12 protein-coding genes are annotated in these 13,901 nt (G+C 69.5%); 2 read left to right on the top strand and 10 right to left on the bottom strand.

Going from position 1 to position 13,901, the window contains the following annotated elements; translation table 11 throughout:
• Nucleotides 1–8: 8 nt before the first annotated feature.
• From ACFPFG_RS22890 to ACFPFG_RS22865, 6 genes are all read right to left on the bottom strand, one after another.
• Nucleotides 9–1,820, bottom strand: a complete 1,812-nt coding sequence (locus ACFPFG_RS22890; RefSeq protein WP_374619526.1) for an acyclic terpene utilization AtuA family protein — start codon at nt 1,818–1,820, stop codon at nt 9–11.
• 21 nt (nt 1,821–1,841) lie between these two features.
• Nucleotides 1,842–3,011 carry an acyl-CoA dehydrogenase family protein gene (locus tag ACFPFG_RS22885; protein WP_197954947.1) on the bottom strand — a complete coding sequence of 390 codons (1,170 nt, stop codon included), beginning with the start codon at nt 3,009–3,011 and terminating at the stop codon, nt 1,842–1,844.
• Between the two features lie 191 nt (nt 3,012–3,202).
• Complete coding sequence (locus tag ACFPFG_RS22880; protein ID WP_380108374.1) at nt 3,203–4,357, bottom strand: acyl-CoA dehydrogenase family protein; 1,155 nt, start codon at nt 4,355–4,357, stop codon at nt 3,203–3,205.
• Nucleotides 4,358–4,389: 32 nt separating this feature from the next.
• Nucleotides 4,390–5,169 carry an enoyl-CoA hydratase/isomerase family protein gene (locus ACFPFG_RS22875; protein WP_183019662.1) on the bottom strand — a complete coding sequence of 260 codons (780 nt, stop codon included), beginning with the start codon at nt 5,167–5,169 and terminating at the stop codon, nt 4,390–4,392.
• A complete protein-coding gene (locus ACFPFG_RS22870) occupies nt 5,166–7,190 on the bottom strand; it encodes an acetyl/propionyl/methylcrotonyl-CoA carboxylase subunit alpha (protein ID WP_380108372.1) in 2,025 nt (674 codons plus the stop codon). The genes ACFPFG_RS22875 and ACFPFG_RS22870 overlap by 4 nt, the downstream gene beginning before the upstream one ends.
• Nucleotides 7,191–7,209: 19 nt before the next feature.
• The gene (locus tag ACFPFG_RS22865; protein ID WP_183019664.1) at nt 7,210–8,832 is read right to left on the bottom strand and encodes an acyl-CoA carboxylase subunit beta; all 1,623 of its coding nucleotides are present in this window, start codon (nt 8,830–8,832) and stop codon (nt 7,210–7,212) included.
• Nucleotides 8,833–9,033: 201 nt separating this feature from the next.
• On the opposite strand from ACFPFG_RS22865, the gene ACFPFG_RS22860 reads away from it, so the two are divergent.
• Complete coding sequence (locus ACFPFG_RS22860) at nt 9,034–10,629, top strand: acyl-CoA synthetase (protein WP_220808647.1); 1,596 nt, start codon at nt 9,034–9,036, stop codon at nt 10,627–10,629.
• A gap of 260 nt (nt 10,630–10,889) precedes the next feature.
• Nucleotides 10,890–11,723, top strand: a complete 834-nt coding sequence (locus ACFPFG_RS22855) for an AraC family transcriptional regulator (protein ID WP_183019665.1) — start codon at nt 10,890–10,892, stop codon at nt 11,721–11,723.
• Between the two features lie 11 nt (nt 11,724–11,734).
• On the opposite strand, the gene ACFPFG_RS22850 is transcribed toward ACFPFG_RS22855, so the two are convergent.
• The 4 genes from ACFPFG_RS22850 to ACFPFG_RS22835 form a co-directional block, all read right to left on the bottom strand.
• Complete coding sequence (locus ACFPFG_RS22850; RefSeq protein ID WP_183019666.1) at nt 11,735–12,166, bottom strand: type II toxin-antitoxin system VapC family toxin; 432 nt, start codon at nt 12,164–12,166, stop codon at nt 11,735–11,737.
• Nucleotides 12,163–12,456: a type II toxin-antitoxin system Phd/YefM family antitoxin gene (locus ACFPFG_RS22845; protein WP_197954938.1), complete on the bottom strand. Its 294-nt coding sequence runs from the start codon at nt 12,454–12,456 to the stop codon at nt 12,163–12,165. The genes ACFPFG_RS22850 and ACFPFG_RS22845 overlap by 4 nt, the downstream gene beginning before the upstream one ends.
• 65 nt (nt 12,457–12,521) lie before the next feature.
• Nucleotides 12,522–13,115, bottom strand: a complete 594-nt coding sequence (locus tag ACFPFG_RS22840) for a TetR/AcrR family transcriptional regulator (protein WP_374619512.1) — start codon at nt 13,113–13,115, stop codon at nt 12,522–12,524.
• A 9-nt stretch (nt 13,116–13,124) separates the two neighbouring features.
• A complete protein-coding gene (locus tag ACFPFG_RS22835) occupies nt 13,125–13,901 on the bottom strand; it encodes an enoyl-CoA hydratase/isomerase family protein (RefSeq protein WP_183019669.1) in 777 nt (258 codons plus the stop codon).

Below are 13,901 nucleotides of genomic sequence, written 5' to 3'. Positions count from 1 at the left end.
CACCTGCTTCAGCGCACGCCATCCGCCAGGGAGCGCGGCACGCGCACCGGCATGGCCAGCAGGATCTGGGCATTGCCCTTGCCCAACGGGTCAAAGCGCGGTGAGGCCGGGCCGCCGCCGGCCAGGGCCTGTTCGATCACCAGGTTCATGGATGCCGTGCCCGGCAGCCAGTAGCGCCGCACGGGGCCCCGGGCCAGGTGGGAAAACCAGGCCAGCACGGCCTCGGGCGTGAGCCGGGCCCACAGCAGCGGCAGCCATTCGGGGCGGCGCGCGATGACGCCGATGTTGGCGATGTCGCCCTTGTCGCCGCTGCGCGCCCAGGCAAGGCGTATCAGCGGCAGTTCCACCTGTTCCTCGTGCGGATCGACCCAGGACGGAGGCTGCGCAGGCGGACTTGCAGGCCCTGTGTTCAGCACGGATGGCCCGCCGGTGCGCACCGCCACGCCGGTCTGCGCGCCTTCCATGCGCACGCAGACGGGAACCAGGGCCTTGTCGAGCAAAAAGGAAAAGGGCTTGATCAGCGGCGAGGGAGAGGGCCTGCCCAGCGACGGCCCCGTGGTGCCCGGCGACCACGAGGTGCCGGCCGGAGCGATCTCGCGCGCAAAGATCTCCAGGGCCTGTTTCTGCGCATGGTCGGCGACGATGCGCACCAGTACCTCGCGGCTGCAGGCCTGCATGCCGCCTGCCCCCTGAGGGCCGGCCAGGGTGCCGGCGCCCAGCAGCTCCACGGCCGTGCGCGTGAAGGGCGGCAGGCCGGCTGCATGCAGGATGCGCCCGGTGCGCTCTATGACGGCCTCACCCGTGCGCCGTGCCTTGGCCGCCGCGTCCAGGCCGATGAGGGCCAGCAGGCCCGCGCAGCGGTATCCGTCGAGCTGCGTGGCCGATACCTTGTAGCTGCCCGTGGGCGCACGGCCCCGCGCGCCGCTCACGCGCACCCGTTGGGCATCCATCTGTTCGATGCGCACCTGGCGGAAGTCGCAGCACACGTCGGGCAGCAGGTAGGCGCCGGGGTCGCCTATCTCGTAGAGCATCTGCTCGGCCACGCAGGCGCTGTCGATCAGGCCGCCCGTGCCCGGCGGCTTGGTGAGTTCGAAGCTGCCGTCGGCAGCGCACTCCACGACGGGATAGCCGATGCCGGGCCAGTCCGGCACGCGCTGCCAGTCGGTGAAGAGGCCGCCCGTGGCCTGACAGCCGCATTCGATGATGTGGCCTGCCAGGCTGCCGCCCGCGAGGCGGTCATGGTCGGTATCGCTCCAGCCGAATTCGTGCATGAGCACGCCCAGGGTCACGGCGCTGTCCACGCAGCGCCCCGTGATCACGATGTCGGCGCCCTGCGCCAGCGCCCGTGCCACGGGTGTGGCGCCCAGATAGGCGTTGGCGCTGAGCACCTGCTCCGGCAGCGGCTCCCCCGTGAACATGTCGCGCACGCCCTGCTCCCGCATCGCGGGCAGCAGTGCCGCCACGTTGTCGCCCTCGACCACGGCGATGCGCGGGCGCAGTCCCATCGACTCGGCCAGCACCTGCAGCGCGTCGGCGCAGCCCTGGGGGTGGATGCCGCCGGCGTTGGACACCACCTTGATGCCGCGGCGCAGGACCTCGGGCAGCACCTGGGCCATGGCGCTGTCCACGAAGTCGGTCGCATAGCCCATGGCAGGATTCCTGGCCCGGGCCGCGGCCAGGATGGCCATGGTGGTCTCGGCCAGGTAGTCGAACACCAGGTAGTCGATGCCGCCCGAGTCCACGAGCTGGGGCGCGCCCACTTTGCTGTCACCCCAGAACCCCGAGGCGCCGCCGATGCGCACGGTCTTTTGCCCATTCATTTGCTGTCTCCCCATGCCGCTTCAGATGCCCAGCTGGCGCGCGGCCAGGTCCTTCATGATTTCCTCGGAGCCGCCGCCGATCATCATGACCTTGACCTCGCGGTAGATGCGCTCGCTGCGCGTGCCGCGCATGAAGCCCATGCCGCCGAGGATCTGCACCGCCTGGTCGGCGCACAGCTGCATGGCGCGCGTGGCCATGACCTTGGCCAGGCAGGTGCGCGCCACCAGCTCATGGGCCAGGCCCTGCCCTTCGCGCAGCCGCCAGGCCAGTTCATAGACCATGGCGCGCGCGGCCTCGATCTGCAGGTACATGTCCATGAGCTTGTGGCGTATGACCTGGCGCTCGGACAGCGGCGCACCGAAGGTGCTGCGCCCGCGCGCCCAGTCCAGGGCCTCGCGCAGGCAGGTTTCGGCATAGGCGCAGGCGCTGGCCGACATGACCAGCCGCTCGCTGTTGAAGTTGTTCATGAAGACCTTGAAGCCCGCGTTCTCCTCGCCGATCAGCTGCGAGACAGGTACACGCACCTGGTCGAAGCGCAGGTGGGCGGTGTCCGAGGCCCACCATCCCATCTTGCGCAGTTCGGTGCGTTCCAGGCCCGGGCTGTCGCCGGCGATGAGCAGGGCCGAGATGCCGCCCGGCCCCTTGTTGCCGGGCTCGGTGCGCACCGCCACGGTGAACCAGTCGGCGCGCATGCCCGAGGTGATGAAGGTCTTTTCTCCGTTGACGACGTAGTGATCTCCGTCGCGCACGGCCGTGGTCCTGAGTGCAGCCACGTCGGAGCCGCCGCCAGGCTCGGTGACGGCCAGCGCCGAGATCTGCTCGCCGCGCAGCACGCCGGGGATGACGCGCCGCTTCAAGGCCTCGCTGCCCCAGTGCAGCACGGGCGGCAGACCGATGATGTGCGAGGTCAGCGAGGCCGACAGCCCGCCGCAGCCCGCACGCGCCAGCTCCTCGGCCACGACGAACTGGTGGAACACGTCGGCCTCGGTGCCGCCCAGCGCCTCGGGGTAGCCCAGGCCCAGGGCGCCCAGCGCGGCCATGCGGCCGTACAGCGAACGCGGGAAGCTGCCGGCCTCGTCCCAGGCGTTGACGAAGGGCGCGATCTCGCGGTCCACGAAATCGCGCAGGCTGCGCCGGAAGGCTTCATGCCCGGGCGAGAAATAGTGGGGCAGTGGCGGGGAGTCGAACATGCAAGGGCTCCGATATCTCGGTTTTCAACAGGGCTGCGCGTCATCCACACCGCATGAAACTGGCGCGCCCAAGGACAGGGGACAGCAAGGAAGGGCCGCCCCGCACCGAGGCTGGCGTCCCCCTCCCTTGCGAAGCAAGTACGGAGGCGCCGTGCCACGAGGAGAAGGCGCAAAGCGACCCAGGGGGCGTCTCATGCATTTTTTGGAAAGATGCCCATGAACTTGCACAGCACCTGCAGCATCACTTCGTCGGCGCCCGCGCCTATCGAGGTCAGCCGCCCATCGCGGAAGAAGCGCGAGACCGGGCTTTCCATCACATAGCCCATGCCGCCCCAGAACTGCAGGCAGCCGTCGGCCACCTCGCGCACCAGGCGGCCGACCTTGAGCTTGGCCATGGTGGCCACGCGCGTGGCGTCCTCGCCGCGCACCACCATCTCCACGCCCTGCCAGGCCAGGGCCCGCACGGCCGCGACATCGGCCTGCAGCTCGGCCAGCCGGAAATGCACCCATTGGTTGTCCAGCAGCGGCCGGCCGAAGACCTGGCGGCCGCGCGTGTAATCGATGGTCTGGTCGATGGCGCGCTGCGCCATGGCCGTGGCGTTGAGCGCGCCCCACAGACGTTCGGACTGGAACTGCTCCATCTGATAGATGAATCCCATGCCCTCCTCGCCGATGCAGTGGCGCAGGGGCACGCGTACGTCATCGAAATAGAGCTGCGCCGTGTCCGAGGAGTCCATGCCGATCTTGCGGATCTTGCGCGCCACGCTGATGCCGCGCGCCTTCATGGGCACGATGATCAGCGACTTGTTCCTGTGGACGGGGCCATCCGAGGTATTGGCCAGCAGGCAGCAGAAGTCGGCCTGCGTGCCATTGGTGATCCACATCTTGCCGCCGTTGATCACGTAGTCGCCGCCGTCGCGGCGCGCCGTGGTCCTGATGGCGGCCACGTCCGAGCCACCGCCGACCTCGGACACGCCGATGCAGCCCACCCGCTCGCCCCGGATGGCCGGAGCCAGGAACTCGGCGCGCAGCTCGGCGCTGCCGCGCTGGGCCAGGGCCGGCGTGCACATGTCGGTCTGCACGCCGATGGCCATGGGAATGCCGCCGCAGTCGATGTCCGCGATGGCCTCGGCCAGCACGGCGGCGTAGGAGTAGTCCAGGCCCAGTCCGCCATCCTCCACGGGCTTGTTCAGCCCCAGCAGCCCCAGGCGCCCCATCTGGCCGAAGACCTGGTGGGCCGGGAAGATTTCTTCGGCCTCCCAGGCGTCCACATGGGGATTGACCTCCTGCGCCACCCAGCGCCGGACGGTGTCGCGTATCTGTTCATGTTCAGGTGTCAGTTGCATGGTTTGTCTCCTCCTGGGGTCCAGAGTTCTGTCTAGCGGCCCGTGAAGGCGGTGGGGCGCTTTTCGGCGAAGGCGGCCAGACCCTCGCGGGCGTCCTCGGTCTGAGCCAGCAGCGCGATCTGGCTTTCCGTGAAGGCGATGGACTGCTCGAAGGACATGGCGGCGATGGCGCGCATGGCGTACTTGCCACGCCGGATGGCCGTGGGCGACTTGTCTGCCAGGCGCGCAAGCAGCCAGCCGGTCTTGTCGTCGAGTTCCGCCGATGGGACAACGTGGTTGACCAGGCCGTGGCGCAGCGCCTCCTGCGCGTCGAAGGGCTCGCCGCACAGCGCCCATTCGCGCAGCACGCGCGGGGGCACCAGGTCCTTCAGCAGGCTCATCACCTGCATGGGAAACACGCCCACCCTGACCTCGGGCAGGCCGAACTGCGCATGCTCTGCCGCCACGGCCATGTCGGCCATGCAGGCCAGGCCCATGCCGCCGGCCATGCAGGCGCCGTTGATGCGCGCGATGATGGGCAGGCGTGTGTCATGGGCCTCGCGCAGCAGGTCGGCGTAGTCCAGCGTGGGCGTGGCGAAGTCGAAGCGAAAGGCCTGGCCTGGCTGCAGATCGGCGCCCGCACAAAAAGCCGTGTCGCCACTGCCCGTGAGCACGATGGCGCGCACATCGGCATCGGCCTGCGCCTGCCGCAAGCCCTGGCGCAGGCCGGCCAGCACGCCGGCGTTGAGCGCATTGCGCCGCTCGGGCCGGTGGATGGTGATCCAGAAGGCCGTGCCGCGCTTGTCGAGCAGCACTTCGCTGGCTTCGCTCATGACCGGCCCCCCTGTTCCACCGGCACCTGCACCGGCTCCGCAGCCGCAGTGATCTCCAGCACCAGGCGTCCCGCACCCAACTGCTCCCCCACGGCCGCATGCACGGCCGCCACCACGCCGCCCACGCCCGCCGCGTGTACATGCTCCATCTTCATCGCCTCGACCACCAGCACGGACTGTCCGGCCTGCACCGTGTCGCCCACGGCCACAGGCAACGCGACCACGCGGCCGGTCAGGGACGCGCGGACCTTGCCATCGCCGCCGGCCGTACCGGCGCGCATGGCAGGTTCATGACTGCGGTCCTCGGCCGCATGGGGGGCGCCGTCCAGGTGCAGCCAGAGGTGGTTGCCTTCGCGCTCCCAGGCGACGGCCTCGGTGACATCGTTCAACGTGAAGCGCGCATGGCCCCGGGCAGGAGCGTCCTCCACGCGCAGCAGGGAGACAGCGCCGTCCTCTTGCATCTCGAACAGGCACGGTGCCGTGCGGCGTATGCGGGTCCTGCGCGCCTGGCCGTCGAAGACCCAGCGCATGGCCACGGGATGGCGGTGGGCCAGGCCCGCCGCGTCGCCCATCAGCCCGCCCCCGGGCATGGTGGAGGCGGTTTCCAGCAGCAGCCAGCAGGCCACGGCGCGGGCACGGGCCAGCCGGGCTTCATCGTCCTCCTGCAGCAAGGCCTGGCCCTGCTCGGCGATGAAGGCCGTGGTGGCGCCGCCCGCGAGGAACTGACGGTGACCCAGGCAGCGCGACAGAAAGGCCTGGTTGGTCGCCAGGCCCAGCGCCACCAGATCGCCCAGCGCGCGGCGCAGCCGTCGTGCGGCCTCGTCGCGCGTGGCGCCGTGGACGATGATCTTGGCGATCATGGAGTCGTAGTAGGGCGGAACCTCCATGCCCGAGGCCAGCCCATGCTCCACGCGCACGCCAGGTGGCGGCTCCCAGCGGTGCAAGGTTCCGCTTTGCGGCATGAAGCCGCTGGCAGGGTCCTCGGCGCACAGCCGCACCTCGATGGCATGGCCTGCAAAGCGGATGGCGTCCTGGGCTGCGGGCAGCGGCTCGCCGGCCGCCACGCGCAACTGCCACTCCACAAGGTCCAGGCCCGTGACGGCTTCGGTGACCGGATGCTCGACCTGCAGCCGCGTGTTCATCTCCATGAAGAAGAAGCCGCCCTGTGCGTCCAGCAGAAACTCCAGGGTGCCTGCGCCTTCGTAGCCGATGGCGCGCGCGGCCGCCACGGCCGTGGCGCCCATGCGCTCGCGCAGCGCGGCATCGACGGCGGGCGAAGGCGCCTCTTCGATCAGCTTCTGGTGGCGGCGCTGCACCGAGCAGTCGCGCTCGCCCAGATGCACCACGTTGCCGTGGCGGTCGGCGAAGACCTGAATCTCCACATGGCGCGGGCTGGCGATGGCCTGCTCCAGGATCACGGTGGCATCGCCGAAGGCATGCAAGGCCTCGGACTGGGCGCTGGCCAGCGCCTCGGCGAACTGCGCAGCCTGCGCCACCAGGCGCATGCCGCGCCCGCCGCCCCCGGCCGTGGCCTTGATCATGACCGGATAGCCGATGCGCTGCGCCTCGGCGGCCAGGCGCGGCTGCGACTGGTCCTCGCCCTGGTAGCCGGGAATGCAGGGCACGCCCGCCTCCATCATCAGGCGCTTGGCACCGGCCTTGTCGCCCATGGCGCGCATGGCCTCGGGCGACGGTCCGACGAAGACCAGGCCCGCCGCGCGGCAGGCCTTGGCGAAGTCTGCGTTCTCGGCCAGGAAGCCGTAGCCCGGATGCACGGCGTCGGCACCCGTGGCGCGTGCGGCCTCGATGATGCGGTCTGCGCACAGGTAGGACTGGGCGGGCAGCGGTGCGCCGATGCAGACGGCCTGGTCGGCCGCCAGCACATGGGCGGCCCGTGCGTCGGCGCTGGAATGGACGGCCACCGTACGGTAGCCCATGGCCCGGGCCGTGCGCATGACGCGCAGGGCGATCTCGCCCCGGTTGGCGACCAGGAGGGTGTGAAAGGGTGTGGCTTGCGGCATGGCGGGAAGGGGCTAGGACTCAGGGACGTGCGACGGAGAACTGCATCGCCTGCGGCTCGCGGGCCTGGGCCTCGCGGCAGATGGCCAGCACATTGGCCAGCACGGCGCGCGTGTCGCGCGGGTCGATCACGCCGTCGTCCAGCAGCCGTGCGCTGGTGGTGAAAACGCTCATCTGGCTGTCGAATCGCTCGATGATCTGGCGCTCCAGCGCATCCAGCCTGGCAGCATCGACCTCGCCCTTGCGGCGCATGCCGGCCTCGGTGACGATGCGCATGGTGCGCGCCGCCTGCTCCCCCCCCATGACAGCCGTCCTGGCATTGGGCCAGCTGAAGCAAAAGCGCGGATGAAAGCCTCGCCCGCACATGCCGTAGTTGCCCGCGCCGAAGGAGGCGCCGCAGTAGATGGTGATCTGGGGCACGGTGGCGTTGGTCACGGCCTGGATCATCTTGGAGCCGTGCTTGATGATGCCGCCCTCCTCGTAGGCACGCCCCACCATGAAGCCGGTGGTGTTGTTGAGGTACAGCAGCGGTGTGCGCGCCTGGCAGCAGGCCTGGATGAAGTGCGTGGCCTTGGTGGCGCCGTCGGCATCGATGGGGCCGTTGTTGGTGATCACGCCCACGGCCCAGCCCTCGATGCGCAGGGTGCCGCAGACCGTGGCGCTGCCGTAGTTCCGGCCGAACTCCAGGAACTCCGAGCCATCGGCGATGCGTGCGATCACCTGCTTCATGTCCACGGGCCGCTTGTAGTCGGCAGGCATGATGCCCAGCAATTCCTCGGCGTCATAGCGCGGCGGCCTGAAGGAGCGCCGCACCGTGGCCGGGTCGGCACCGCGGTCCCAGTCGATCTGGCCCAGGATGGAGCGCGCAATGCGCAGCGCGTCGCGGTCGTCCTCGGCCAGGTAGTCGCCCAGACCCGAGACCGAGGTATGCATGACGGCACCACCGAGTTCCTCCTCGGTGGCCACCTCGCCCGTGGCTGCCAGCAGCAGCGGCGGCCCCGCGAGGAAGGCGCGCGAGCGGTCGCGCACCATGATGATGTAGTCCGACAGCCCCGTCTGGTAGGCGCCGCCGGCCGTGGACGATCCGTGCGTGACCGTCACCACCGGCAGGCCCGCAGCCGACAGCCGCGCGAGATTGCGGAAGGTGCTGCCGCCGTGGATGAAGTCCTCCACGCGGTAGGCCATGAGGTTGGCACCCGCGCTTTCCACCAGCTGCACATAGGGCAGCCTGTTTTCCAGCGCCAGCTCCTGCATGCGCAGGGTCTTTTCCAGGCCCATGGGCTGCAGCGCACCCGCATCGATGCCGCAGTCGGAGGCCTTGACCAGGCAGCGCACGCCGTTCACATGACCGATGCCGGCGATGATGCCGCCGCCGGGCACGCTGCGCTCCGGGTCGGGTGTGTCCATGCAGTAGCCGGCCAGCGTGCCCAGCTCCAGGAAGGGCATGCCAGGGTCCAGCAGCAGGGACAGTCGCTCGCGCGGCAGCAGCTGGCCGCGCTTTTCGAGGCGTTCGCGCGCGGCCTCGGATTTTCCGACGGTGCGCTGCTCCAGCGCACGCACGCGTTCGAGCTGGCCCAGCGTGGCCGCACGGTTGGCCTGGTAGCTTTCGCTGCCCGTGGCGATGGTGGATTCGATCAATGGCATCTGGACCTTCTTGCAATCCCCGCGCGGCGCCGGCCGCGTGCTCCGGGTATGGCATTCAGTCTAGGAACCGTCCGGCCCGCTGTATTGCGGCAACCTGCTGACCCGGCCTTCGTTCGCTTCAGCAGGATTGCGCAAGCCGCAGGCCACCAAAGCTGGGAGCATGCGGGCAAATCCCGGACGACGCACCAAGGAGACGCAACGATGCCCGCCACCGCCCCCTGCACCCAGGAACAGATGGGAGGCCAGCCCTCGCAGCCACCGGCCATCGGCATGGCGCAGTGGATGCGCGGGCGCGCGCTGCGCTCCGGACCGCGCCCGGCGCTGAGCTTCGAGGGCCTGACCTGGAGCTATGGCCAACTGCAGTCGCAGATAGAGCGCGCGGCGGCCGTGCTGGCGCAGGGCGGGCTGCGCCCCGGCATGCGCGTGGCCTACCTGGGGCTCAACCATCCGATGTTCCTGGTCACCATGTTCGCCGCATCGCAACTGGGCGCCATCTTCGTGCCGCTGAACTTCCGGCTGGCGGAGCCCGAGCTGCACTACATCGTCAACGACGCGGGCGTGCATACGCTGGTGGTGGCCGCCTCCCACCACGAGACCATCGCCGGCATCCGCGAGGGCCTGTGCTGCGCCCGCTACTGGAATGCCGAAGGCGAGGCCCGGGACAGCGCCCTGTGGCCGGACCTGGCGCAGGCCATGCGCGGCACGGCGCCCATGGCGCAGGCACCCGCCGCGCCGCTGAACGACGACGTGGCCCTGATCATGTACACCTCGGGCACCACCGGCCGACCCAAGGGCACCCTGCTGACCTGCGGCAATTTCTGGTGGAACCATGTGGGCGAGCTCTACAGCATCGACGTGCTGGCGACGGACCGGCTGCTGGTCTTCGCGCCCATCTTCCATATCGGCGGCCTCAATGTGCTGACGCTGACCACCCTGCTCAAGGGCGGCCATGTGGTGCTGCACCGCAGCTTCGATGCCGAACGTGCCCTGCACGACATCGCGGCCCATGGAATCACCACGGTGTTCGCGGTGCCGGCCATGCTGCTGTTCATCAGCCAGTCGCCGCAGTTTGCCGCGGCCGACCTGTCCTCGCTGCGCCTCATCGTCTGCGGCGGAGCGCCCTGCCCGGAACCGCTGCTGCGCGCCTACGGCGCCCGCGGCATAGGCGTGCAGCAGGGCTACGGACTGACGGAGACCGCAGCCCTGGTCACGGTGCTGGCCGAGGAATACGCGCTGGACAAGCTGGGCTCGGTGGGACACGCAGCGCTGCTGACCCAGGTGCGGCTCATCGATCCGGCAGGCGAAGAGATGCACGCACCCGGCGAGCGCGGTGAGATCTGCGTGCGCGGCCCCAATGTGGCGCGCGGCTACTGGAGGCAGCCCGAGGCCACGCGCCAGGCCTTCTCGCCCGAGGGCTGGTTCCGCACGGGCGACGTGGGCTACCGCGATGCGGACGGCTTCCTGTACGTCTGCGACCGCGTCAAGGACATGATCATCACGGGCGGCGAGAACGTCTATCCGGCCGAAGTCGAAAGCGTGCTGGCCGGCCACCCGGCCATTGCCGAGGTCGCCGTCGTCGGCGCGCCCGACCCACGCTGGGGCGAGGCCGTGGTGGCCGTGCTGGCCCTCAAGCCCGGCCAGTCACTGGAGCTGGAGCAGCTGCAGGCCTTCGCTTCCGCGCGGCTGGCCCGCTACAAGACGCCGCGCCGGCTGCACCTGGTGCAGGCGCTGCCGCGCAATCCCACGGGCAAGATCCTCAAGTACCAGCTGCGGGAGGCGCTGAAGGTGCAGACCTGAGCGGCGGCCGGCTGCACGCACCACCGCCTTCCTCCTGCGCCCCTCACAAGGGGCGCGCTCTTTCATCGCCCTGCATCAACGGTCAACGGCTGGCCGGCCGCACCGGTCTGCGTATACCCCGATAAAAAACCAATCAGTTGCTTTCTAAAATGCCATCCAGGAGCCTGGCCGCCAGCGCCGCGCTCCACGGCGCCTTCCCGTTGGTTTGCACTGCCCTCAGGGCAGCCCGTCACGACAACGATCTCCCAGGAGACCCCGCCATGCCGCCCCAGCCTTTACGCCCGGAAATCACGCTGCCGCATTCTCTGCCCCAGGAGCCCCGGGTCATGTGGCTCAATGCGGACCGCGCTGTCTACAGCGGCCTGCTGGGCCAGCCGCGCGAACGCTGCCTGGGCGGCCACGCGGTGTATTTCTCGCTGCGCGGATCGCACCGCGTGCGCCTGGGCGACGGTGCCTGGGAGCACAGCCGGCTGTCCATCGTGCCGGCGCATGCGCGCCATGGCATCGAGGCCAGCGAACGCACCATCTGCAATCTGCTGATCGAGGCCGAAACCGTGGACACGCAGCGCCTGCCATCCGAGCTGCTGGGTGCCGGCGGTGCCGTGCATGACGCGGCGCTGCTGCAGCGCATGCACGACGGCCTGTCCTGCCTGCTGCCCCAGCTGCAGCTGCACGAGCCGGGCCATGGCGTCAGCACGGCCGAGTTCGACCGCATTTTCTTCGGCGAACCCCTGCCGGCACCGGCCCGCGATGCGCGCGTGCAGACCATCATCGACCGGATCAAGGCCGAGCCCGGCAGCCCCGCGTCCGCACTGCGCTGTGCCAGCGACATCTGCCTGTCCGAGTCGCGCTTCCTGCACCTGTTCAGCCAGGAGGCCGGCGTGCCCTTTCGCCGCTTCAAGACCTGGAAGCGCGCCCGCGCCTTCCTCAGCTACGTGACCCAGGACATGAAGCTCACCGACGTGGCCCTGGACGCCGGCTACCCGGACGCCACGCATTTCAGCCACTCGATACGGCAGGTCTACGGGCTGACGCCGAAGTCGATCTTCGCGGGCAGCCGCAGGCTGGCGGTGTTTGCGGGAGCGGGAGGCTGAGGTGCAAGTCCCTATGGCGATTCCTGCCAGGGATTGAGCAGGGGCACGCCGGTCATGGCATAGCCGCCCGTGTCGCGGCTCACCATGGTCATTCCATGGTGCAGGGCCGTGGCAGCAATGATGAGGTCGGGCTGGGAAAAGGTATGCCCCATCTTGCGACCCTCGTGCACCAGCAACCGCCATCGGAACATGACATCCTCGCTGACGCCCAGCACGCGGTTCTCGAACATGGGCCGCAAGCTCAGTTGCAGCCAATCCATGAGCACGGCTCGCTTGTGGACGTCGTCAATCAGCTCGATGCCAAAGCGTATTTCCGCGAAAGTCACGGCACTGACGAAAAGGCTTTCGAATGGCTGGGCACGCAGGAAGGCCAGCACCTTGGCCTCGGGGCGAGGACGCCGCAGCTCCGAGAGGATGTTCGTGTCGAGCAGGTAGCCTTTCACAGCTCCACATCCCGCACGGGAGCGGCCTCGGATGATGCCGCCGCCAGGTCGATATCCCTCCAGGGAGATGCCTGCATGACGTCGATCAGCGCCTGGCCCGTGCGCGCGCCCTGCAGGCGGCGAAAGTCTTGCGCCGTGATGACGACGACTTCATCGCGGCCGTGCACGGTGACGTGCTGCGGCCCCTCGCTGTGAACGCGCCGCACCAGTTCACTGAAGCGCGCCTTTGCGTCTTGCAGCAACCAATGCCCCGGCTGCGGCGCCGGCCGGCTGGACGTGGCTTTGTTCATGGATGAAGATCTGGTCATGCTGACCAGATTATCACGGTGCAGATAGGGCGGCAAGCCGTGCGGCATCACGCCCGTGGCCCCAGCACCCAATCCACCAGCCGATCCGCCACGGCCTGCGGCGACAGCGGGCCTTCGGGCCGGTACCAGGAATAGACGGAGTGCAGCGCGCCCAGGAAGAAGTAGCACTCCATCTTCTCGGCCCGGCCGGCAAGGCCTGCATCGTGCAGGCCCTGCAGCGCGCGCGTCCACAGCTGCTCGTAGCGGCGGCGCAGGTCCACGATGGCGGCGCGGTTGGCGCCTTCCAGGTGGCGCCATTCGTCCACCACCAGCGGCGCCATGCCGATGCGGTCCTCCAGCAGGTGGGCCAGGTGCTCGCGCGCCAGCGCGCGGAAGTACGCGGCCGGCGCCATGCTGCGCGCATCGATGGCCTCCAGCACCTGCAGGCAGGCGCGCAGGCCATGCTCCACGCCGGCGAACAGCAGGTCCTGCTTGCTGGCGAAGTGGTAGAAGGGGCTGCCCGACTGCATGTGGGCGGCGGCGGCGATGTCACGCATGGAGGTGCCGTTGAAGCCCTTTTCACGGAACAGGCGCGCCGCCGCGATGACCAGTTCCTCGCGCCGGTTGTCGCTGTGGATCTCGCTCTTGCGCGGGCGGGCCATGGCGGCGGGTCAGGAAAAGCGCGAGAAGTCCGGCGCGCGCTTGGCAAGGAAGGCCGAGCAGGCTTCCTGGACCTCGGCGCCGGCGAAGCGGGTCTCCAGCGCCTGGCATTCATCGCGCCAGGCCCGGGCATAGGCAGGCTCCACGGCGCGGCGCAGCAGCCGCTTGGTGGAGCGCAGCGCAGCCGGCGGCAGGGCCGCCAGCGCGGCGGCCGTCTCCTGCGCGCGCCGCTCGGCCTCGGGCGCCGGCAGCGCCTCGCTGGCCAGGCCCGCACGCACGGCAGTGGCTGCATCGAAGGGCCGGGCCAGCAGCAGCAGTTCGGTGGCCAGGCGACGGCCCGCATGCTGGGCCAGCAGCACGGTCGATCCCAGCTCGGGCACGATGCCGATGCGAGTGAAGGGGAACTGGAAGCTGGTGCCCTCCTCGGCATAGACGAAGTCGCAGTGCAGCAGGATGGTCGCTCCGCCGCCGATGGCCGCGCCATGCACACAGGCCACGATGGGCTTGGCAAAGCCTTCCAGCGTCTGCAGGCAGCGCGCCAGGCCCGTGTCCATTGCGCCGCCTTCGGGAAAGGGACCGTTCAGAAAGGCCTGCAGATCACCGCCGCTGCTGAAGGACTTGCCTTCGGCCGAAAGCAGCAGGCAGCGCACCTGCGGGTTGGCGGTGGCGTCATGCAGCACCGCATCCAGGTCGGCGAACCATTCGTCGCGCATGAGGTTGTGGGCGCCGGGCGCGCCGAAGCGCAGGTGCAGAATATGCCCGTCCAGCCGGGTGCGGAAGGTGCTCAT

The organism is Delftia deserti, assembly GCF_042653485.1.
GTDB classification, from domain to species: domain Bacteria; phylum Pseudomonadota; class Gammaproteobacteria; order Burkholderiales; family Burkholderiaceae_C; genus Comamonas; species Comamonas acidovorans.
Note: the sequence above shows the minus strand (reverse complement) of the source record. Positions and strands in the feature narration are given on the sequence as shown.